The sequence below is a fragment of the Bacillus aquiflavi genome (genome assembly GCF_019915265.1).
Classification (GTDB): Bacteria; Bacillota; Bacilli; order Bacillales; family Cytobacillaceae; genus Bacillus_BT; species Bacillus_BT aquiflavi.
The window spans coordinates 1,764,846-1,787,702 of sequence record NZ_CP082780.1 but is presented as its reverse complement, the minus strand read 5'-3'; the positions used below and the strand labels follow the sequence as shown (position 1 = coordinate 1,787,702).

Here is a 22,857-nt window from a genome sequence, read left to right as displayed (position 1 = left end):
TTCGGTGGGGGATTAAGATTTATAAGGCTTAACTGCAGCCTCCTCCACAGCTCGAGCAGCTTGAACAACTTGAATCGCTTGAGCCGCTCGCATCGCTTGAATCTCCAAAAAAACCGCTTCCAGAATTAGAACTGCTTTCTTGAGACAAATCAATTGGGATGAGCTCGTTCATTTCATTTTCATATGTATCGGAATAATATAGCGATAAAAAAACCATTGGTATTATTAACTCGACGAAATCACCGTCCGATGCAGTACGATTAAATGGTTTTTTATTTCCCGTCTTTCTTATTTTTTTACTATCTTCAATTTGTTGCTTCAATTTTCTAATTATATAAATACCAATTGTATTCCCATCTTCATTGCGACTAAAATATTTATCGAGTATTTCAGCTTCTGTACGATTTTTGAATTCAGTTAACAGCGTTTGATTTAGCGGCTCGCGAAAAAACCTCCCCCACAATAGGTGACTGTTTTTTGTCGTTTCAAATAATTGTACATAGACCCAATCGAAAAATGCTCTTTCATCGGGAATCGGCTGAACATTTAAATTAGGTGTATGGTGTAAGTAACTTCCAAGAAAAGCGTTTGAAAAATTTTCGTATTCTTTTGTAAATAAAAGCATTTCATGCCAAATTTTATCCACTTCATGACTAAACATTGGCACAGTTTGTAAAATACTATTCATAATAAAATATCGTTTTAGTTCAAACAACCGCCAATCAAAATCAGCTTCAGTCCAGTCTGGATGATGGTCCAGAACACGAGTTTGAACTTTTTTTATATATTCGTCTGATAAAGACGATTCAAGTCTTTCAACGATACTTACTAATGACTTGTCACGAATACCTAAATGTTCTGGGATATCAATGCGATGTAATTTGGGTTTTTGAGGCAATTTCTTACGTTTCTTTACAGCGAATAAAGTAACAGCAATCAAAAATAACGCAATAAAAATAAAAGTTCCCATAGCCTAGCCATTCTCCTCCATTCAAGACAACTACTATTATATTATACTAATTTTGTCATGTTTAACAGAAGAAATGTAGCTTTTTTTCCTAGCCTGACCGTTTATGCTGAACTCCAGTTAAAAATGATAGAAACGTATACGTGCCTGCCTTTACTGTCGGTTTAGCCGCTTCATCACGTGTAGGATCTAAACAAACAATATCCAATGCTTTCACTTTTGAAGCAGCACCTGCTAAATAAACTGCTTCAAACAGCTCATCCGTTCTCATCCCACCTGGAGTTGATGCGGGAACACCAGGTGCAAAACCGATATCTAATACATCCATATCAACAGTTACATAAATTGTGTCGACCTTGTTCTGTAAATAATGAAGTGCCTTCTTTACAGTCTCTTTAATACCGCTCTTTCGCACTTGCTTCATGGTAACATATTGAACACGATGCTCTTTAGCATATGAAATTAATGATTGACTGTTATAAAAGCCGTGAAGTCCGATGTTATAAACATTTTCCCCTTTTATTATTCCACTTTCAATCAAATTGCGAATTGGTGTGCCGTTAGTTGGACCATGATCAGCTAAACTGCGTAGATCAAAATGGGTATCAAACTGTAAAATACCGATTTCTTTTGTTGGTTCGGCCTCTTTTAATCCAGCAACTAACATTGCTGTAATTGAATGATCTCCACCGATTGCAATTGGATAAGCTTTGGGGAAAAGTTGGCGAACTCCTAGCATCGTTTCTTTTATATTGCGATGACATTTTAAAATATTTGTAAAATGCATTGACACGTCGCCTATATCAGCAATCTTTAAATCTTTTAATTCTGTTTCATCATCAAGATTATAAGTGGAAAATCCGTTCCATGAGCGCCGAAATGCCTCTGGAAATTCGGATGCACCAGAAACACTAATCGATGAACGTGATAACGGGACGCCAAATAAAATGGCATCCCAGTTTTTATAAATGACAGTTTCATTTAAACTAGCAGGCTGTTTAATCCATTCATGAACTTTCACATCATCTGCCGGTGCTTGTTTTGGCCAATAAAATGTTGGCGGTGAAATTGGTAGTTTCATTGTATTTGACCTCCTAAAACTACAACTTTACCATTTTTAATAACCGTATCTGTATGATTCATTCCATAATGATACGCAAGCTGCATATAATTTGGAACATCCATTATCACAATGTCAGCCTTTTTGCCAATCTCAATACTGCCAATCTCTTGACCCCGGTTAATTGCATGAGCAGCATTGATTGTTGCAGCTACAATTGCTTCAGCAGGTGTCAAGCCCATTTTTAAACAAGCGAGATTCATTATAAAAGGTAAAGAACAGGTTGGTGATGACCCTGGATTACAATCTGTTGATAATGCTACGGGCACCCCAAGATCAATCATTTTACGACCATTTGCCGATTCTGCCATTAAGAAAAACGCTGTTCCAGGGAGAAGGACGCCAATGACTCCTTTATCAGCCATTGCCTTCATCCCTTTTTCAGATGCTTTTAATAAATGATCTGCAGAAATTGCCCCCACTTCGGCAGCAAGTTCCGCTCCCTCATATGGTTCGATTTCGTCTGCATGCAACTTCGGAATAAGCCCATACTTTTTCCCAGCTAACAAAATTCTCCGCGACTGTTCTGGAGTAAATACACCCCTTTCACAAAATACATCATTAAATTCGGCCAAATTCTCTTCCGCTACCTTTGGCAGCATTTCTTCAATGACAAAGTCAACAAACTTGTCTTCGAGATGTTTAAAATCTGCTGGTACAGCATGTGCACCCATAAACGTACTTACGATATCAATGACATGCGCTTCATTTAACCGCTTAGCAACTTTTAATTGTTTATATTCTGTTTCCCAATTTAGTCCGTAGCCGCTCTTTGCTTCAACAGTTGTAACACCGTGAAGTAAAAACGCATTTAATCGTCTGAAACTTTGTGCAAACAATTCGTCTTCACATGCTTCACGAGTTTTTGATGTTGTTGCATGAATACCGCCGCCATTGTTCATAATTTCCATATAAGTCGCGCCATTTAACCGCATATTAAATTCACCTTCACGACTGCCTGCATACACTAAATGTGTATGAGGATCAACAAGTCCAGGTAGAATGATTTTTCCATAACTATCGATGATTTCCGCCTCATGAAGTCGGTCTTTATATTGCTCAACCAATTTATCGTGTGGTCCGACCATTTGAATTTTTCCATCTTCAAGCCATAAAGAACTGTTTTCAATGATATGAAGCTCATTCATCTGCTCTTTTGTTAACGGTTTTTCTGAACTTCCTTTTAATGTGATGATTTGATTTGCATTTTGTACAAATATCGGTTTTTTCTGCACGTTTTACCCTCCTATTAGTCGATCATCGGTATATGAATGCCATTTTCTTTTGCTGTTTTAACCGCTAAATCATAACCAGCATCAACATGTCGAACAACACCCATTCCTGGATCTGTCGTTAATACACGCTCCAATCTTTGTTCAGCTTCTTTCGTACCGTCGGCAACGATCACCATGCCCGCATGCAGTGAATAACCCATTCCTACTCCGCCGCCGTGATGAACTGATACCCAGCTTGCACCACCGACAGCATTAATTAATGCATTTAAAATCGGCCAATCCGCCACCGCATCACTGCCATCCTTCATTCCTTCATTCCTTCAGTTTCTCTGTTTGGTGAAGCAACTGAACCTGAATCAAGGTGATCACGCCCGATAACAATTGGTGCCTTTAATTCACCACTTCTTACCATATCATTCATGATTTTCCCGAGTCTTGCCCGATCTCCGTATCCGAGCCAACAAATTCGCGATGGCAATCCTTGAAATTGAATTTTTTCTTGTGCCAGGCGAATCCATTTACATAAATGATGATCGTCTTTGAACTCACGTAAAATCACTTCATCTAATTTATAAATATCCTCTTTATCACCAGATAATGCCACCCAACGGAATGGCCCTTTCCCTTCACAGAAGAGGGGACGAATATAAGCAGGAACAAAGCCTGGAAATTGAAATGCGTTTTCAATGCCCTCATCCTTCGCCACTTGCCGGATGTTATTTCCATAATCAAATGTAATTGCTCCGCGTTTCTGCATTGCTAACATTGCTTGAACATGCACCGCCATGCTTTTCTTTGATTCTTTTATATATCGTTCTTCGTCTGCCACTCGTAATGAAGCTGCTTCTTCGAGACTATATCCAATTGGAATGTAGCCATTTAAAGGGTCATGGGCAGACGTTTGATCTGTCAGTACATCTGGAATAAAGCCAATCTCAATCATTTTTGGTAAAACTTCAGCAGCATTGCCTACTAAACCGATCGATAAAGGTTTTCCTCTTTGTTTTGCATTTTGTGCCAGCCGGATCGCCTCTTCTATTGTTTCTGCTATCGTATCTAAATAACGTGTATCAATTCTGCGCTGAATCCGCTCGCGGTCAACTTCAACGGCAATACAAACCCCATCGTTCATCGTAACAGCAAGAGGCTGTGCACCGCCCATTCCTCCTAGACCAGCAGTTAATGTGATCGTCTGTGTTAACGATCCGTTAAAGTGTTGTCTTGCTAATTCTGCGAATGTTTCATATGTTCCTTGAACGATCCCTTGACTGCCAATATATATCCAGCTGCCCGCGGTCATTTGTCCATACATCATCAATCCTTTTTTATCGAGCTCATGAAATGTATCCCAATTTGCCCATGCCGGCACTAAATTTGAATTAGCAATTAAGACTCGGGGCGCATCATGATGAGTTTTAAAAACAGCTACTGGTTTCCCAGATTGAATAAGTAACGTTTCGTCCGATTCGAGTTCATGAAGTGTTTTAACAATCGCATCGTAACATTCCCAGTTTCTAGCTGCTTTTCCGATACCGCCATACACGACAAGGTCTGCAGGTCTTTCCGCTACCTCTTGATCTAAATTGTTCATTAACATTCGTAAGGCTGCTTCTTGAATCCATCCCTTTGCATGAAGCTCCGTCCCGAGATAATTTTTAATCACCCTATTTGTATTCGCTTTCATTACCAAACCCTCCTATATTCATAAGATCTTAAAATAAGTGTAAATGAGTTTGGTGAAAAAAATGAGCGTAATTTTATTAGATTTTTAAATTTTTTTTATTATTACAAGTTAAAAAGAACGGTTTTCGATATTTAAATTTATCTTTATTTTATATTTTATCTATATTTTATGTATTTGTCTTTCGAAATTGGTTTGGAGATTGCTTATTAATACTGCGAAACACTTTATTAAAATGCTGCTGTGTGTTGAAACCGCATAAAGCTGAGATCTCTTTTACAGACATATTCGTTTCGCGGAGGAGTTTTTTTGCAGTGCGTATTCGAATGTCATTTACGATCTCTTTATATGTTTTTCCTGTTTTTTTTTTTTTTGCAATTTGACTACTTAAATAAGATGGATTTCTTTCAACAAATAGTGCAATATCACGAAGCGATAAGTGAGTGTTCCAATAATTTGCCTTAATATATTCAATACTTTTAGAAATGACGTCTATTGATCTCGTCTTCTCAAGCTTTTGTTTTTCATCAAGAATATTGGCGATAAATAAAATTAACTGCTGGACAATTCGGTATAAAAGTGGATGATATAAAATCCCATGAAATAAATTTAAATATTCGTCTTCGTATTCTTTTTGATTAATTTGAGAAGTTTTCATAAACCTGCGAATTTGCGCTAATATACTTGTTAAACGAATGCGCAGCAAATTTGGTTCTGGATAGGGCTTCTCTAGCTGCAAAAATTCATGATACAGCCACTCCCTAATCTGTTTTCGATTTTCTCCTTGTAAGTGTTCTATCCAAAATTGTTGTTCTTTAGGAGTGAGAAACGGATCAATAAATTTCCAATCAAACAATTGATTAAATTCAAGTACTTGATTATAGCCTACAAAAAAAGTAACTTTCATCATCTTTTTTGTCTCAATATATTTTTCATGGAGGCTTAACTGATCGTTTGTTCCGCTATGGATGACAATTGCAACAGGTCCATTCCCTTTTTCATGCCAGTCTCTTAATAATTTTTTAAACTTAGTAGCAACGTTTTGGGCAGTGCGGTTGACGATGCAAATAATCATTTCATCTGTTGGAGTTATGTCTGTTTCATCTATGAATTGATATCCTTTTAGAAACGAAAACAATCTCTTAAGGTCATGATGATTTTCTGTTTGTAAACCAATGATCGTATAATCGTCTCCCCTTACTTGGGAAGGAATAAATAAATCGTCATCACTAACTGTCCTTTTAACGGTTTTCGAGGAGATAAATGATTCAGCTTGAATAATACTGGACATTTCTCGAATGGACTTTCGTACTGTTCTTAATAATATTTCTGGAGAAAGAGGTTTCACAAATAAATCTTTAACTTCGAGATTAATTGCTTTTTTAGCTGCTTCAAATGTCGCTTCAATCGTAATCCCTAAAATGAGCGGTTTTGTAATTTGCAATGTTCTTTTAAAAGCTTTGAATTGTTCTCTGCCAATGAGATCGATTTCTAAAATGAGGATATCTGGCTTTAAACTTTCAAGCTTATGAATCGTTTCGGTGAGCGTTAATGCTCTTTCAACTTCTAATGTTGTAAATGAAGATTCAAGCAACCATTGAATACCTTTACTCTCAAACTCATCTTGATTAGCTATTAATACTTTATTCAACAGCGCCACATCCTTTCTTTCACCTTCATTATTCATTTTTCCAATTAATATGTAAAGAGATTTTAGACAAGTTTTCACTATATTGATGCATATACTTAATGGACAAGTTAAAAGGGGGTGAAATGAAATGCAGTTTCTAGTATTAAACAAGCGGTCAATTATTTTATTTTTACTCCTCTTTATGGCAATCATCAGTGCATCTATTTGGTTCTTCAGCAAAAATGAAAATGCTCCTGTATTTAATGATCAAAACAGTGCCGAAATGAGAGAAATCCATCTCATCACAGTAGAATATAAAAGTAAAACAGATGATGGTAAAATCATTGAAGCATACCGTTGGGATCCGGGAACAATTTTTGTCAATAAAGGAGAAAAAGTAAAGCTTCGGCTTTTTGGAGTAAATGGTCATGAGCATGCATTTATGATTGAAGGAACAAAGATAGAAGGAACTGTAAAAAAAGGGGAAGAGACGATCGTACCAGTTCAATTTGATAAAGAAGGAGTCTTTAAGTTAGTATGCCTCACTCATCATGATGAAAATAATCATGTACCGATGGTTGCGAATATCGTTGTTGATTAGAATACATCCTCTCTTCTATTTTTATGGGCAAATGAGACTAGCAAAACCTTGAGCTAGTCTCAAACTGTTGTTAAAGCACTGTTCTCTTCGCCTCCCCTCTACTAATAAGCCTTTTTGAAGTCTCACTCATTTAAATCTATTCTCTGTTAAACTTTCAATCTTTTTAAAAAAATGAATGTATATCATTTTAAAGCGTGTTACATTCGAAACGCAGCAAACAATGTTAATGAAGAAAGGAAAAAATAACTTATGAAATTTAAAGTCGAAACACTTCCAAACTATCGCATTGCTTATATGAGACGTGTTGGGCGATATGGACCAGCAAATATTGAAGTAATGGAGAAGTTAAAAAAATGGGCGAAGGAGAAAAATCTTCTTAAATCGGCAATCTTACTTGCAATACCACAAGATAACCCCGAGACAACTCTTCCTAAGAACTGTAGATTTGATGCTTGTATTGTGATTTCAAAGGATCATCTAATGGACGGTTTGGATGATTCAATTTGCGAAGGCGACCTTCCTGGTGGGAAATATCTTATTTACGAAGTCAAACATACAGCACAAGATATTCAAAAAGCATACGCGGATATTTTTCCTTCTCTACAAAGCAATGGTTATAAAATTGATCACAAACCAATTTTTGAAAGATACATTGGTGATATGATTAACAACCCTTATTGTGAAATATGTGTACCCGTAAAATAGTTTTATTAGCTGTTTTATTGTTAGCGAATTTTCTTCAACAGGAAGCAAAGAACAAGACGTTTTCAGTACCGAAAACGTCTTGTTCTACTTTCAATCATTGGGTCTGTTAACGAAAATATGTCAGTCATTTTCAAACACAAATATTTTTAACATAAATCCCTTTAAATCCCTTAATATATTTATTTGTACCTACCTTCGTTACTGCGACTATCGACAAATAAAAACGAAGCAAGGTAATTATAGTCACATGTTTGCCATCGTCTGATTTAATACGATAAAAAGACGGTTGATATCTATTTTAAATAATAACAAAATTGTGAAGGGAAAAAATTCACAATCGCTAAATGTGATTTTAGTCACAGTTAATATACCTCATATCGTATATATTACAATATACCAATATGGGTATTTTGGAGGGATTACTTATGAGTAATATAACGAGGCGAGATTTTATTAAAAGAACCGGCGGGGCGATCACCGTGGGAGCGATTGTTTTATCTGGTGCGGATAAAATAGTAGCTAGTACAGATACAAGCGCTGAAAAAGGAACAGTGATTGATTTATCAAAATGTGATGGCTGCAAACAAAAGGATACTCCCCTTTGCGTTCTTGCATGTCGTGAAAAAAATAAGGAGAAATTTCCAAAGGTCGATCATCAATATTTAAAACCATACTGGCCCCAAAAGAAATACGAAGACTATTCAAATCAACAAGATGAGACAGGACGATTAACTCCATATAATTGGACTTTTATTGATCGAGTCGAAGTTGAACATAAAGGAAAAATAGAAGAAGTTTTCGTCCCGCGTCGTTGCATGCATTGTGACCATCCAACATGCAAAGGTTTATGTCCTTTCGGGGCAATCGAAAAAGACAAAAATGGTGCGGTGAAAATTGATGACGGAATGTGCATGGGTGGGGCAAAGTGCCGTGATGTTTGTCCATGGGATATTCCTCAAAGACAAGCAGGAGTTGGGCTTTACACAAAAATTGCTCCTGAATATTTAGGCGGCGGTGTCATGTATAAATGTGACTTCTGTGCTGATCTGCTTGCGGAAGGAAAACCACCTGCTTGTGTAACTGCTTGTCCAAATAAAGCAATTACCTTTGGCAGTAAAGCTGACATGCGGAAATATGCTTACAAACGAGCAAAGGAAATAGACGGTTACGTATACGGAGATAAAGAAAACGGGGGTACAGCAACTTTCTATGTATCGAAAGTTCCATTTGAAAAAATTGATAAAGCGATAAAAGTGAGTAAGGAACGACTAAATGATATTAAACCAGGACGACCTACAATGGACGTAGCGGTTGAAAATAAACTTGATTCGCTTAACGGTATGGCTTTAAGTGCGGTACTTGCCCCTGTTGCAAGTATTGCAGCTGCCGGCTTTGTTGCTTATCGAAAGTTAACAGGAGGTAAACGAGATGAAAAATAAACAAGGTAAAGTTTACCGCCAAAGTCTATCTAATCGTCTCGTCCATTGGATCACGGCCATATCCATTTTCTCTCTTATAATAAGTGGATTTGGGCAGTTGCCCATGTATAAGCGATACAATATTGTAAAGCTCCCTGGCGCCGAATGGCTCGGAGAATATTCTTTAACACTTATCATGCACTATATTGGTGCAATTGTACTCATACTCATTTTATTTTATCACTTGTTTGTCCATTTGTTTCTGAAACAGTTTGATATCGTTCCAAAGCCGGGTGATATAAAAGCATCATATCAAATTATTAAAGCGATGATGACAAAAGGAGAAGAACCGCCTAGTGATAAATATTTAGCAGAGCAGCGACTTGCATACTTTGCATTTGCTGTCACGCTATTCATATTAGTAATGACCGGGCTGTTAAAAATGGCGAAGAATGTAAGTTTTCTCAATATATCTAATAGTGCTGTCACATTAGCAGCACATATTCACAATTTTGCAACTATCCTCTTAATTTTATTAATTATCGGACATTTTGCAGCATTTATTTTTAAAGAAAATCGCAGCTTAATACCGGGAATGTTTACTGGTTATGTAAATGAAGAATATGCAAAACACCGTCATTCTCTTTGGTATAAAAAACTACAAGGAAAAAAGTAAAACGGTACCGACCCCCCAAAGTTAGATTTATCACTCTAACTTTTCGGGGTCACCACCAACGCTGTGTCGTTTTACCCTTTTTTAAATAACTTTATGAACACAACAGGTGTTCCTAACAACACTGGGAAAACGTAATAGCTTAAACGGTATAATAAAATGACAAGCAAGCTTAGTTCAGTATCAATCCCATAAAGCTCAAACCCTGTTAAAAACAAAAGATCGAACGACCCAATTCCGCCTGGAATGAGGCTAATAATTCCTGCACAAGATGAAATAACGACTATCGGAAATAGCTGCTCCAATGTGATTGGAACGTGTAAAATGAGTGTAATTCCCCAAACGCATCCAGTTACAAATAACCACTCAAAAAATGAGATAATCATTAGTTCTAAAAAGAATGTCCTTCTCGTTTTTCTTATATTCCAAAAGTCTTTCTTTAAAAATAAAATAATGAATAAAAATGGCGTATAAAGAGCAATACTCCATACGGCGATCTTCATCCATTTTAATTCCAAAAATAACAAGGAGTGAGAAAAGAAAAACAAAATCACCGAGCACAATAAAGACAAGCCAGTTAAGAAAAATAACGAGAGTTTTGCAATTATTTGTATGTATGGTATGTCATCATGCAAATATTTTTTATAATAATATGTACGTAATGTAGCACCTGCCACACCGCCAAATCCGACAAAATTAGAATAAGCATTAGCGGATAAAGAGTATAAAAGTAGCTTTTTGTTCGGAATATTTATTTTAAATAATCGAACAAGGATGACATCATAAAAGTGCATTGGAAACAACGCTACTAAGCTCATCAACAAAACAGTTACTATGTTAATAAAAGATAACCGATCGATATGTTGTTCAAGCACTTTCCAATTAAAGTCTTTAAATATTTCATCAAGTTCAAAGACAATCAAAATGATTAAAATGATCGGAATACACCATTTTAATCTTTTAATACTGCTTTTTTTTTACCCAATATTCAAAGAACCACCATCTTTTAGAGCTTCAACCGTCTATTTACTACTGTAACATACAATCGTTAAACAACAAGCATAAGTTCAAAGTATTATGCTTCCTAGCCATAACCCGAGAAAAGCACAGATGATTCCGCCGATATAAGTTACGTAAATATATTGATAGGACAGCTTTTTCTCACGTTTCTCAAATAATTGAATGAACTCTAAATTGACCGTTGAAAATGTAGTAAATGCCCCAAGAAATCCAGTTGCAAAAAAAGCATAAGGAATCATTTTTAAACTAAAACTAATAACCAAACCTAATAAAAACGAACCAATTAAGTTCACGGTTAATGTTCCTAGTGGAAATATAGTAATATTTTTTTTACTAAACCAATTACTAACCGCAAACCTTGTCATCGCTCCAAAAAAACCGCCCATTCCGATAGCGATGATTTCATTCATTGCCATCACCGTCATAACGTGCAAACAAACGGCCTAAACGAAAGCCTGTCCATGCTAATAAAAGACCGCCAAATAAACTGACGAATATATAAATGAAAGCAAGTGCAAACTTTTCATCATTTATTAACATCGCCATTTCATTGCTAAATGCAGAAAAAGTCGTAAACGAGCCAATTAACCCAACACTAATCCCTTTTGCCAAATATAAATTGATTCGATTTTGCATGATAAAAAAGGCATGAAACAAGCCTAAACAAAACGAACCAATTATATTTACGGCAAATGTCCCAATTGGAAATATGGGCTGAAACGCAATGGACAAAAAATATCTCATTATACTTCCAATCGCTCCTCCAATACCTACAAAAAGATAAATCATCATCACACATCATCTAGGTGTGTTCCTGAACGAAAGCCAGTGTAAATTATAACTTATTTTACTTTACAATACATTTTCATCAAGTGAAACTTATATAATGCAATCATCTATTTTGTTAAAACTCGGAAATTTTTTTATTGAATAGTTTTAAACTGGAGCAGGAATGCTAATTTTGAAACATCTTAAAAAGGAGTGAATATTGAATGAGACTAAAATATTTATTTTTTGTCGCTCTTTTAGCGATTGGATTGTTATCTGCCTGTGCAGGTAATTTTGACAATACTGATGCTGCAAGGGATAAAGATTTAACAAAGCCTGCCCGCGTTGATAATAATACATTAGATGGCACTCGTGATTATAGAAGAAATGACATCATTACGAATGATACTCGAACACGTAACGTAAGAAATATGGGCAGAAATGTTGGAGATCGAAACGATACTCCAAAAATGAGAGTGGCTGATAACGTGGCAGATCGAATTGCTGCATTGCCTGAGGTTGATTCAGCTAACGTCATTGTAACGGAAAACAACGCTTATGTTGCTGCAAAGCTAGATGATTCATCGGGCAAAGGGTTAACAAGCAATATTGAGCGAAAAATTTCTAATCAAGTAAAAGCGGTTGATCGTGACATTGATAACGTGTATGTATCTGTTAATCCCGATTTTTACGACCGAACAACGACATATGCAGAAGATATTCGACAAGGACGTCCAATTTCTGGCTTTTTTGATGAGTTTACAGAAACAGTGCGCCGCATTTTCCCTAATAATGTTCGTTAATTTTGGCAACGCAAAAAAGGGCTTCTTATCTCGAAGTCCTTTTTTGTATCTTTATTTTGGTTCATAATATTCATCGCCAGTAAAGACAATTTTCTGTTGCGATATAATCAATTCGCGAGTCTCTACTTTTATTCGATACTGCTTCACTTTAATTATATCCGCATACATAAGCATGCTTGCCATCTCTTTATCGACTTCAGTTGTAATTGCTGACACATGATCGCCAATTTTTCGTATAATTTCTATTGTATATGTCATCTTTCTTTTCTCCTCATCATTTAATTTTAAAAAACATACTGGGTAATAAAACGATCAAAACGATCATATCGAGAATGTGAGCGATCATCTCTTTTGACAAATATTCTTTTCAACATTTGAACCGAATCAACTATGAACGGGCCTTTATTTAACATTATGCATTGCGCTTGCATTCCAAGAGAAATATCACTCATTTCTGTTCGGCTTGGAATACCTGTTTTTGTTAAATGATTAAGAACACAAGTCGCCCATATAACAGGAACGTGTGCCGCTTCACAAATACTCAAAATATTTTCTTGAATACTTGAAAGTAACTCAAAGCCAATTTCAACAGCTAAATCACCCCGAGCAACCATTACGCCAAATGCTTTATATTGTAAGCCCTCACATATTATTTTAGAAAGATGATAGATCGCTTCCTTTGTTTCGATTTTGGCAATAATACCAGGTGTTTTTGTCGTTACTGAATTGATATGTGAAATTAACTTTCTTATATCTTCTGGATGATGAACAAATGATAATCCGATTAAATCAGCATGCTTACAAATAAACGGTAAATGAAATATGTCTGTTGTTGTCAGTGCAGGCAAATTAAAATGTAAAAAAGAATCTGGTAAATTAATTCCTTTTCTTTTTTTTATTTTTGTCATTTTCTTTTCTATTGTAACCACTTTCCAATCGATAAAATCACTCGTTACGTTACATACTACTCCACATATTTTTCCGTCATTAATAAAAATTCGATCGTTTATTTTTACATTAATTAATGCTTTTGATTCAGTGATCGTCATGCTTCTTTTTGCAGCCCTTGCATTTTTCGTTCGATAGATTCGAATGATATCCCCTTTACGGACTATTATTTCTTCTACTTCAGTTTTTGACAGGTCCACTTTCCATTCAAGCTCTCCTGTCGAAATGCTCATATTATGATGAATGATCGCTTGTTTATTTAGTTTTACCTTTACCTTTGTTGAATCAAGTATTTCTATAATCGTAAATTTTCTTTTTTTTGATTTTGCATCAATGAATGTCAATTGATCTCCAATCGTCACAAGACTAAAATCGTTATTTCCTGTTACCGCTAGACGAAAGCTATTTTCGGTTATGATTGACTCGTTCGTGTCTAAAGCCAACATTCCTATTTTCGTATTCGTACAGCTATTCTCTTGTTCTGCTGTTAGTTTTATTTGTTCATTCGCTGTTGTTAATTTTTCAACTCTCACTTTTGGTCCTGCTAAATCCATATAAATTTTACATGGCTCTTTTAACTTTAAATCATGTTCTGCTAGGCGAATTGCCTTTATTAACTGCTCCCAAATTTCAGGATGATCATGAGCACAATTTATTCGCGCGATATTCATCCCTGCTAAAAGCAGCTCTTTAAATAACGCTTTGTTTCCGAGCATATCTTTATCAAGTGTGACCATAATAGACATTTGCGTTGAGCCAAACAATTTTTTTGTTCTGCTCTCTATCGTTTTATGAGCATATTCAGGATTTACTAGTTGTTTGAAACTATTGATGTTATCTATTCCTAAATTTAATTTTATTTTTTCCAATGAATAAAGCACATGCGGAGTGATATCCGAAATGGAAATGAGTCCTTCCTCTCGCAATGCTTTATCTACTTCAAAAAGCTTCAGTGATCTTAGTGCTAAAAATGCCATTAAGTTTTCAGAACTAAGGGGACTTTTTCCTATAGTAACATCGGAATGATTTATTTTTGCTTGAACATAATGAATGATCTGATTAATCGTCTTCATTAATTTTTCCCTGGATTCCATCGAACTCACCTCTACTCACGACATCACATTCATTTATGGTCAGAAGAGAGTTCATTCTGTTTTATTCCTTCTAACCTGCGATCATATTGATGTTTTATTAAGTATATGTTAGAAGCCAGTTTGGAAATGCATAAATGAAGAAATGATTTATGGGGGAAAGTGAGGATAAGAAAAACTTGAACGGATAAGGAGCAATTAAAAAAACTGTCAGTTGACAGTTTTTTTATGATTGTTCGACAAAATAATCTTTATAATATCCGCCCATCTTACCAGTGTTATCAATTATAAAGTAAAATTCGTCTGTTTCATTTTTTATTTCGTACGTTTTTCCTACAGTTAATACTTGATCAACGACATATTTTTTTGCGTTTGTATGTACACATTTTACTTTTTTTATCGTGTCTGATTCGTGCCATTTTTCATGAATCATCTTTCACCACTCCTTTAACTAACACTCTTATTAAGTATAAAGAATAAAGTACATTATAAGCAACTGAAAGAAAAAAAGCACGACTTTCTTTAGGGCTAATCTATCATTCAAAATGAGATTCATTTTTACTATTTTTTATATTTTATATAAAATATAGACAAAAAAACCAATTTTTCTTGTATGATGAAGATGATAAAACTTCACCTAAAAAAATGAAGGAAAGGAGGATATCAGTTATTATTTGAATTTAACAAAGGAGTGATACCGTGTTAAAAGCAAGTAAAAAATGTGGGATAGCCGCTCTTGTTCTACTATTCATGTACTCTCTACTTTTTCATGGAAGTAATCGTAGTTTTGCAGAGGTAAATACGAATCAATTAAAAAGGGAACTAAGAGCGGTTTGGATTGCTTCCGTTTATAATCTTGATTGGCCTTCGAGAAAAGGCTTGACAGTCGAGCAACAAAAAACAGAGTTTATTAGACTTTTAGATGATGTAAAGGAAATGGGCATGAATGCAGTTGTTGTTCAAATTAAACCAACGGCAGATGCTTTTTATCCTTCACAGTATGGACCGTGGTCTGAATATTTGACTGGAGTACAAGGAAAAGACCCTGGATATGACCCTCTCGCTTTTATGATTGAAGAGGCTCACAGTCGTAATTTAGAGTTCCATGCCTGGTTTAATCCTTATCGCATTACAATGAACCATACAGACTTGAACAAGCTATCAAGTGATCATCCGGCCAGACAACATCAAGATTGGGTCGTCACATATGGGAACCAGCTTTTTTATAATCCGGGCATTCCTGAAGTAAAGCAATTTATTATCGATGGAATACTTGAAGTTGTTAATCAATACGATATTGATGCAGTCCATATGGATGATTATTTTTATCCCTACAAAATAAAAGATGTTGAATTCCCTGATCAATCTACTTACGAAAAATATGGTGCTGATCAATTTAGTCATATTGAAGATTGGCGCCGTGACAATGTAAATCAGCTTGTAAAACACCTCAATCAATCGATTAAAAGTATAAAACCATATGTAAAGTTTGGCATAAGTCCATTTGGAGTTTGGCGAAATAAAGATAAAGATCCGACTGGGTCTGATACTAGAGCAGGGCAAACAAATTACGATGATTTATATGCCGATACGAGAGAATGGATTCAAAAACAATATTTAGACTATATCACTCCGCAAATTTATTGGAATATCGGTTATAGACCAGCAGCATATGATGTATTGCTTTATTGGTGGGTAAATGAAACAAAAGGTAAATCAATTCATCTCTACATTGGTCAAGGAGCATATAAAATTAATAACAACTCTGTGCCTGAATGGTCTGATCCCGAGGAATATCCACGGCAAATTGCGCTCAATCGTCAATTTAGTGAAGTGAGCGGCAGCATGCATTTTAGTTTAAAAGATTTAAACCGAAATCCTTTAAACATTAAAGATCGTTTAATAAATGACATTTATCAATACCCCGCATTAGTTCCTACGATGCCATGGTTAGGAGGAAAGGCTCCTCATAAGCCTGTTCTCAAAAAGGCAAGACAAGTACAAAGTGGTGTTGAACTTCAAATAGATGATGCTCATTTAAATCATTCTACGTATTATGCTATTTATCGTTTTAATGGTCCAAATATAGGAGATATCAATGATCCAAAACATTTGTTAACAACTATCCGGACAACCGGGCAATCAAATGTTTATATTGATACAACCGTCGAGCAACGAAAAACTTACACATATGTCATTACAGCATTTGATCGGCTCCATAACGAAAGTGAAATGAGCACACATTTAACTGTAAAGGTAAATTAAAAACACTCGACTTCTTCTTAATTATTAGGTTTTTAGCTTTTTGTCTTTGGATTCAAACTAAAAAACCGCTTTAATGCGGTTTTTTACTTGTTGACTTGTTGATTTTTAACGAACTGTTGCGCTTGTTCTCGCAAGCGATACTTTTGAATTTTTCCAGACGCTGTCATTGGATATGAATGATTAAATTCAATGTAACGAGGAATTTTATGTCGGGAAATTTTACCTTTGCAATATTCATGAATTTCTTCTTGTGTTGCCGTTTGTCCGTCTTTTAAAATAATCCATGCCATGACTTCCTCTCCATAAACTGCGTCCGGGATTCCTACAACCTGTACATCTAATACTTTTGGATGAGTATATAAAAACTCTCCAATTTCTCGCGGATAAATGTTTTCTCCCCCCCGAATAATCATATCTTTTAAACGCCCTGTTATCCGAAAGTAACCGTTTTCATCCATGACGGCTAAATCTCCTGTATGAAGCCAACCGTCATCATCAATCGCTTCTTTTGTTGACTCTGGGTTTTTATAATATCCTTTCATAACATGATAGCCCCTTGTACAAAGTTCACCTTGAACTCCTGGAGGCACTATATTATTTGTTCCTGGTTCAACTACTTTCACTTCCACATTTGGCAAGGCGCGGCCAACAGTTTCAACTCGTAGCTCGATCGGATCATCTGTCCGAGTTTGCGTAATTACTGGAGACGCCTCCGTTTGTCCATAAGCAATCGTAATTTCTTTCGCTCCCATTTTCTCGATGACCCCTTTCATTACTTCAATCGGACAGTTTGAACCAGCCATAATGCCCGTTCTTAATGAAGAAAGATCATATTTTTCAAAATTAGGATGATTTAGCTCGCTAATAAACATTGTTGGAACACCGTGCAGGGCAGTACATTTTTCGTCTTGAACGGTCTGCAACACTTTTTCAGGGGAAAATTCTTGTACAGGAAGAATCGTCGCTCCGACAGAAACACACGCTAACGTACCGAGCACGCATCCGAAACAATGAAAAAACGGTACAGGGATGCAAAGTCGATCCTCCTTAGTGAGCTTCATGGAGTTAGCAATGTTGTAACCGTTGTTCACAATGTTGGAATGCGTTAGCATGACACCTTTTGGAAACCCAGTTGTTCCTGAAGTATATTGCATGTTGATCACATCATCAGGATGCAGGCTGTCCATTCGCTCATGTAAGTTATCATCAGATACGTCAGCCCCCATTTTTAAAATATCACTCCAGTTATAAGCTCCGGGATATTTTTTTTCACTTAATACAATGACATTTTTCAAATAAGGAAGGCGCTCACTGCAAAGCTGACCAGGCTCGCAATTATTAAGCTCAGGAGCGATTTCATAAAGCATGTCAATATATGAAGAGTTACGGTATTGTTCCATCAAAATTAATGTCGTTGAATCAGATTGTTTTAGTAAATATTCCAATTCGGCAGTTTGATAGTTCGTATTCACTGTTACAAGAACTGCCCCCATTTTTCCAGTTGCAAATTGAAGTGTGAGCCATTCTGGGGTATTTGAAGACCAAACAGCAAGATGCTCCCCTTTTTCTAACCCTAATTTCATTAATCCCTTTGCAACGAGCCGACAGTGATCATCAAATTGCTTATAATTCATTCTTAACGCTAATTCTGAATATACGACTGCTTCATGTTCTGGGGGAAGTTGAGCTTTTTCTTCAAGCAGTTTCCCAACCGTTACATATAGTAAATCCCCCATTAATAATGCCCCCTTTTATTAGCCCCATACTCATCATGTATACGCTAGAAGATTATTTTAGAGCATAAATATTTTTCTTCATCGTAACATATTCAATTGAATATTCAATAAATTCAAAATATATTTAATCTGTTTGTAAATTATTTCTATATAATAAAAAGAATCGTTCATATTATATTTATGCATTTTTTATTTTTGTCAGAATACCACTTTTTAAAAAAACATGTGAAATTACTCTGTTCGTATCGTTCACCCATTAAATTCTTGATACAATAGGATAGTGCTAATCCAATTTTCATTTAAAAAAATATTAATAGTAGATTTTATATTGTCTACGACAGCATTTTACAATGTGTGGGGGGGCTATGATGAATGATTTACAACATATTTTTGCTTTAGATTTTGCCTATTTAGAAACTTTTACAACACATACTCATACGAATTGGGGAATATTATTTTGCAATGAGAACAATCCTCTATATTTTGATGCAAATCATGCACATATAAGCGAGTTTTCAACTGAACCTCAATCTATTATTCATGAAGTCGTCAAGTTTTATCAATCAAAAGGGATTATACCAAGATTTTATATTTATAATTTAGACAAGCAGAAAGAATTTATTTCACTTCTAAAAATAAATAAATTTAGATTTGAAGAACTCATTACTCCTGTTCAATTATGGAATAAGAAAATTTTCGAAAAGGCAGCTCCTGAAAATATGACAATTGAATTAGTAACAGAAAAAAATTATGTTGAAGCATTAGAAATTGAATGTAGTATAAAAGAGTTTGGTGGAAAAGAAGTAAGAGAGAAAGCATTTGAACAAGAGTTTAAGCATTCAAAATATAACCATTATTTACTTCGATATAATGATATTGCTTGTGCAACAGCTTGTTTATTTATCAATGAGCAACAAGCCCGAATGGAAAGTGTAGCTACACTGAAAGATTATAGAGGAAAAGGGTTCATCGGATTCTTAATTCAACATATTCAAAAGGAAGTAGCAAATATGGGTTTAGAAAATTTATGGGTATTCCCTATAAATGAAAAAATAGGAAAAGTTTATCAAAAATATGGGTTTACAACCGTAGAAAAAATAAAAATGGGACACGCTTACTTAGAAGGAAGAAGTATTCATGAAATTCAAGAATGAGCGAAATGATCCAATGAGCAAGGTTAAATACGAAAGGGGCCACAAATGAATGCAGCCCCTTTTTTATTTTGCAGTTTGTAGAAGAATAGAATCTTTAGTGTATAAATTCGATTCTCGAGAATGTAAAAAGTTTTGTGTAATTGGTTAAACTTACCAACTAAGGAGATGATCAATTATGCAAAACAAAACAAACTTATTAGCGAAGGAATTAGCCAAAGACTGCCGTACAGTTGAAGATATTCAAGGAAAATTAAAGGAACTTTTTAAGGAAACCATCCAACATGTCTTTGAAGCAGAAATCGATGATCAATTGGGCTATGCCAAGCATGATAATGCAGGTGACCACTCTGGAAACAGTCGTAATGGCTATAGTAAAAAAAACAATTAAAAACTAAATTCGGCAATGCTGAATTAAGCATTCCAAGGGATCGAAAAGGTGAATATGAACCACAGATTATCAAGAAATATGAAACAACCGCCAACGGATTGGAAGATCAAATTATTGGTCTTTACTCCAAGGGAATGTCAACGAGGGACATTGAAGACCAGATGAAAGACCTGTATGGGATTGACATCTCACCCGCAATGGTAAGCAAGGTGACCGATAAGATTATGCCTTTGATAGCTGAGTGGCAATCCCGGCCATTGGATAGGGTTTATCCTATCGTATTCCTAGATGCCATTCACTTCAAGGTCAGGAAAGAGAACCGAATAGTAAATAAAGCTGCCTATAGTGTTTTGGGGATTAATCTGTCGGGCCATAAAGAAATCCTTGGAATATGGATTGGGGAGAACGAAAGTGCAAGTTTTTGGCTAGGGCGTCTGTAATGACCTGAAAAATAGAGGGGTGCAGGACATCCTCATCGCCTGCAAGGATAACCTTTCGGGCTTTTCTGAGGCGATTCATTCTGTCTTTCCACAAACAGATATTCAGCTGTGTGTCATCCATCAGATTCGTAATTCCATGAAATATGTATCGTATAAAGAACAAAAGGCTGTCATGGCAGATTTAAAGAAAGTCTATCAAGCGCTCACTTTGGAAGAGGCAGAACTTGAATTCTCCAACTTCAATGAGAAATGGGGTAAGAAACACCCGATCATTATTAAATCCTGGGAGGCCAACTGGTTGGAACTTACTGCTTACTTTAGCTACCCTGCAGAGATTAGAAGACTCATTTATACAACCAATACGATAGAAGGCTATCACAGACAGCTTAGAAAAGTCACAAAAACGAAAACAGCTTATCCAACTGATGAGTCCCTAAAGAAGATTATCTATTTGGCAACAATGGAAATTTCAAAGAAGTGGACTATGCCGGTAAGGGCATGGAAAGAATGTATATCACAATTAGCCATTATCTTCGAAGACAGAATTAAAGATGAACTGATCATTTAAGGATTGGGCTACCGCCCAATGGGTTTTTTCGCTTTTGGTTCTCCCAAAAAGGAAACAAAAAAAGAGGAACAGATTGTCCCTCCCTTTTTGGCAGAATCCCATTAGGTGCTCGGGTTGCTCCCCAGCATTGCCCTATCCCCCTAATGAGCAAGAGCACTGTTAAAAGTATCGCCATGGCTATTGTAAAAAATTCCAATTACACAAAATAATTTATACTCCCCGATTCTCTATGGAGCACACTCTTTTTTACTTATCATGCCACATAAACGTTTGTCCTGTTTCCTTTGTCACAATTTCAATCGCTACTTTAGCACCATGGCCTGCAGCAATAACTGCCTGGCTAGGCACACCTGCTAACAATCCTGTCATGTAAAGATTTTTTTTATCCGTTAAACCGTTATCTTGTAAATTAGGCACTTTTTTAATTTTTCCGCTTGGGATTTTTTCGTTTACAGTAACATCTATACCTAAATCTAGAAGTAAATCAACATGTAAATTTGTGGCGATAATAACATATTTACTTTCAAAGGTTTGTCCGGAAGTTGTCATCATAACAAAGTAATCCGGCTCTCGCTCTATTGATTTTACGTGGTCGTTGATCCATTCTGCCCCATAATTTTGTGCCTGATAGACGATATTCGTTAACAGTTCTTCACCACTTGTTTCTTTAATTCCCGGATAGTTAAAAATTGTCGATACATTTTTAATTTGCGATTTTCCACTATCAATAACAGCTGTCGCTAATTTTCCATAGGTGGAATAGAGGGCTGCTGAAGCGCCTGAAATTCCACCGCCAATAATCATTACATCAAGCATGATCGAAACTCCTTTATTTTATGAAAAAATTTTATAAATAATATAAATGACTCCTACCAGGAGCCAAACATATGTTGCTGGTCATATCGGCGGAAATTTTTTTTTCTTTGCCGACTTTTGTTTGCCAGAACTTTTTGGAGTGCTTCCTCAAGTCATTCCTGAACAAGATTTCGTTTTTTGTTTATCGTTCATGATAATGCCCCCCTTCAAATTTTTATACCCTTATAGGTATGATAATCATAAATGGTCAATTAAGCAAGAAACTTGGGCATTTTCTAATATTTCTCTAAAGCAATTAGGAAAATTTACATTATTTTAACTTAGGGGTTTCAAAAAATTAATATAAAGGTTACAATTAAAGTGTATAATTTGAAAATTTAATCCTTTCCAGGGAGGCATGCGAATGAAAATTATGAGTAATGAACAACTAGTAGTTTCGTATCGGGATGCATTGAAATCAGGGAAGGATAAAGAATGGCTAAGGATACTAAAAGATGAAATTTATCGAAGAGGATTAAAGCCATTCAAGAAACAATCGTAATAATTGTGTCAACCACTGCTCAAAAAGCAGTGGATTTTTATTTAATTTATATTTAGGGAAATGTTTCTTGAATGCAAAAATATTATAAATGACAAATTATATTGCCTATGTATAATTATGATTCCTCTCCTCAAAATATTAAGAGCAACCTAACTTAAGGGAGGGATTTTAAATTGAAACAAATTGCCGATTATGTTAAACAATATTGGATTTGGTGGCTGTTTGGTTTGTTGATTTTAACTGGTGTGATCGCAGCAGTTTATCGGTAGTAGATGCGTAAGTCGCCCAC

The 22,857-nt window shown here is 35.6% G+C and carries 20 protein-coding genes and 2 pseudogenes; 9 read left to right on the top strand and 13 right to left on the bottom strand.

Annotated elements, in window-relative coordinates; genetic code table 11:
• Positions 1–28: 28 nt before the first annotated feature.
• The 5 genes and pseudogenes from K6959_RS08475 to K6959_RS08455 all read right to left on the bottom strand — a co-directional run bounded on the left by K6959_RS08475 (position 29) and on the right by K6959_RS08455 (position 6,690).
• Positions 29–970: a glycine-rich domain-containing protein gene (locus K6959_RS08475; RefSeq protein WP_223088172.1), complete on the bottom strand. Its 942-nt coding sequence runs from the start codon at positions 968–970 to the stop codon at positions 29–31.
• Between the two features lie 88 nt (positions 971–1,058).
• Positions 1,059–2,048: an agmatinase family protein gene (locus K6959_RS08470; protein ID WP_163239631.1), complete on the bottom strand. Its 990-nt coding sequence runs from the start codon at positions 2,046–2,048 to the stop codon at positions 1,059–1,061.
• On the bottom strand, positions 2,045–3,322 hold the full coding sequence (gene hutI / locus K6959_RS08465) for an imidazolonepropionase (RefSeq protein WP_163239633.1): 1,278 nt from the start codon (positions 3,320–3,322) through the stop codon (positions 2,045–2,047). The genes K6959_RS08470 and hutI overlap by 4 nt, the downstream gene beginning before the upstream one ends.
• 14 nt (positions 3,323–3,336) lie before the next feature.
• Positions 3,337–5,006, bottom strand: a pseudogene (gene hutU / locus K6959_RS08460) (urocanate hydratase).
• 166 nt (positions 5,007–5,172) lie between these two features.
• On the bottom strand, positions 5,173–6,690 hold the full coding sequence (locus K6959_RS08455) for a helix-turn-helix domain-containing protein (protein ID WP_223088171.1): 1,518 nt from the start codon (positions 6,688–6,690) through the stop codon (positions 5,173–5,175).
• A 91-nt stretch (positions 6,691–6,781) separates the two neighbouring features.
• On the opposite strand from K6959_RS08455, the gene K6959_RS08450 reads away from it, so the two are divergent.
• The 4 genes from K6959_RS08450 to K6959_RS08435 all read left to right on the top strand — a co-directional run bounded on the left by K6959_RS08450 (position 6,782) and on the right by K6959_RS08435 (position 10,033).
• Positions 6,782–7,234: a cupredoxin domain-containing protein gene (locus K6959_RS08450; RefSeq protein WP_163239639.1), complete on the top strand. Its 453-nt coding sequence runs from the start codon at positions 6,782–6,784 to the stop codon at positions 7,232–7,234.
• A 249-nt stretch (positions 7,235–7,483) separates the two neighbouring features.
• The gene (locus tag K6959_RS08445) at positions 7,484–7,939 is read left to right on the top strand and encodes an AraC family transcriptional regulator (protein WP_163239641.1); all 456 of its coding nucleotides are present in this window, start codon (positions 7,484–7,486) and stop codon (positions 7,937–7,939) included.
• Between the two features lie 425 nt (positions 7,940–8,364).
• A complete protein-coding gene (locus K6959_RS08440) occupies positions 8,365–9,378 on the top strand; it encodes a 4Fe-4S dicluster domain-containing protein (protein ID WP_163239643.1) in 1,014 nt (337 codons plus the stop codon).
• On the top strand, positions 9,368–10,033 hold the full coding sequence (locus K6959_RS08435) for a formate dehydrogenase subunit gamma (RefSeq protein WP_163239645.1): 666 nt from the start codon (positions 9,368–9,370) through the stop codon (positions 10,031–10,033). Before K6959_RS08440 ends, K6959_RS08435 begins: the two co-directional genes overlap by 11 nt.
• Positions 10,034–10,104: 71 nt before the next feature.
• Here K6959_RS08435 and K6959_RS08430 read toward each other — a convergent pair whose 3' ends face one another.
• From K6959_RS08430 to crcB (K6959_RS08420), 3 genes are all read right to left on the bottom strand, one after another.
• Positions 10,105–10,953 (bottom strand): lysylphosphatidylglycerol synthase domain-containing protein, encoded by an 849-nt coding sequence (locus tag K6959_RS08430; protein ID WP_262421938.1) that lies wholly within the window; start codon positions 10,951–10,953, stop codon positions 10,105–10,107.
• Positions 10,954–11,097: 144 nt separating this feature from the next.
• Positions 11,098–11,460 carry a fluoride efflux transporter CrcB gene (crcB, locus tag K6959_RS08425; RefSeq protein ID WP_163239649.1) on the bottom strand — a complete coding sequence of 121 codons (363 nt, stop codon included), beginning with the start codon at positions 11,458–11,460 and terminating at the stop codon, positions 11,098–11,100.
• A complete protein-coding gene (crcB, locus tag K6959_RS08420) occupies positions 11,453–11,842 on the bottom strand; it encodes a fluoride efflux transporter CrcB (RefSeq protein ID WP_262421937.1) in 390 nt (129 codons plus the stop codon). Before crcB (K6959_RS08420) ends, crcB (K6959_RS08425) begins: the two co-directional genes overlap by 8 nt.
• A 200-nt stretch (positions 11,843–12,042) precedes the next feature.
• Between crcB (K6959_RS08420) and K6959_RS08415 the strand changes: the two genes are divergently transcribed.
• Positions 12,043–12,621 carry a YhcN/YlaJ family sporulation lipoprotein gene (locus K6959_RS08415; protein WP_163239653.1) on the top strand — a complete coding sequence of 193 codons (579 nt, stop codon included), beginning with the start codon at positions 12,043–12,045 and terminating at the stop codon, positions 12,619–12,621.
• 51 nt (positions 12,622–12,672) lie between these two features.
• Here K6959_RS08415 and K6959_RS08410 read toward each other — a convergent pair whose 3' ends face one another.
• The 3 genes from K6959_RS08410 to K6959_RS08400 all read right to left on the bottom strand — a co-directional run bounded on the left by K6959_RS08410 (position 12,673) and on the right by K6959_RS08400 (position 15,093).
• Complete coding sequence (locus K6959_RS08410; RefSeq protein ID WP_163239655.1) at positions 12,673–12,879, bottom strand: hypothetical protein; 207 nt, start codon at positions 12,877–12,879, stop codon at positions 12,673–12,675.
• A gap of 26 nt (positions 12,880–12,905) precedes the next feature.
• On the bottom strand, positions 12,906–14,663 hold the full coding sequence (locus K6959_RS08405) for a pyruvate kinase (RefSeq protein ID WP_223088170.1): 1,758 nt from the start codon (positions 14,661–14,663) through the stop codon (positions 12,906–12,908).
• 223 nt (positions 14,664–14,886) lie between these two features.
• Positions 14,887–15,093 carry a DUF6501 family protein gene (locus K6959_RS08400; RefSeq protein ID WP_163239659.1) on the bottom strand — a complete coding sequence of 69 codons (207 nt, stop codon included), beginning with the start codon at positions 15,091–15,093 and terminating at the stop codon, positions 14,887–14,889.
• A gap of 317 nt (positions 15,094–15,410) precedes the next feature.
• Here K6959_RS08400 and K6959_RS08395 point away from each other — a divergent pair, with 317 nt between their 5' ends.
• A complete protein-coding gene (locus K6959_RS08395; protein WP_163239826.1) occupies positions 15,411–16,925 on the top strand; it encodes a glycoside hydrolase family 10-like protein in 1,515 nt (504 codons plus the stop codon).
• Positions 16,926–17,008: 83 nt separating this feature from the next.
• Here K6959_RS08395 and K6959_RS08390 read toward each other — a convergent pair whose 3' ends face one another.
• Positions 17,009–18,661 (bottom strand): AMP-binding protein, encoded by a 1,653-nt coding sequence (locus K6959_RS08390; RefSeq protein ID WP_223088168.1) that lies wholly within the window; start codon positions 18,659–18,661, stop codon positions 17,009–17,011.
• A gap of 368 nt (positions 18,662–19,029) precedes the next feature.
• Here K6959_RS08390 and K6959_RS08385 point away from each other — a divergent pair, with 368 nt between their 5' ends.
• Complete coding sequence (locus tag K6959_RS08385) at positions 19,030–19,815, top strand: GNAT family N-acetyltransferase (RefSeq protein ID WP_223088167.1); 786 nt, start codon at positions 19,030–19,032, stop codon at positions 19,813–19,815.
• A gap of 175 nt (positions 19,816–19,990) precedes the next feature.
• Positions 19,991–21,211: pseudogene (locus K6959_RS08380) on the top strand (IS256 family transposase).
• Positions 21,212–21,457: 246 nt separating this feature from the next.
• Here the strand turns inward: K6959_RS08380 and K6959_RS08375 are convergent.
• Positions 21,458–22,027, bottom strand: coding sequence for an NAD(P)/FAD-dependent oxidoreductase (locus K6959_RS08375; RefSeq protein ID WP_223088165.1), 570 nt, complete (start codon positions 22,025–22,027; stop codon positions 21,458–21,460).
• Positions 22,028–22,430: 403 nt separating this feature from the next.
• Between K6959_RS08375 and sda the strand changes: the two genes are divergently transcribed.
• Positions 22,431–22,568: a sporulation histidine kinase inhibitor Sda gene (gene sda / locus K6959_RS08370; protein ID WP_163242845.1), complete on the top strand. Its 138-nt coding sequence runs from the start codon at positions 22,431–22,433 to the stop codon at positions 22,566–22,568.
• Positions 22,569–22,857: the final 289 nt, after the last annotated feature.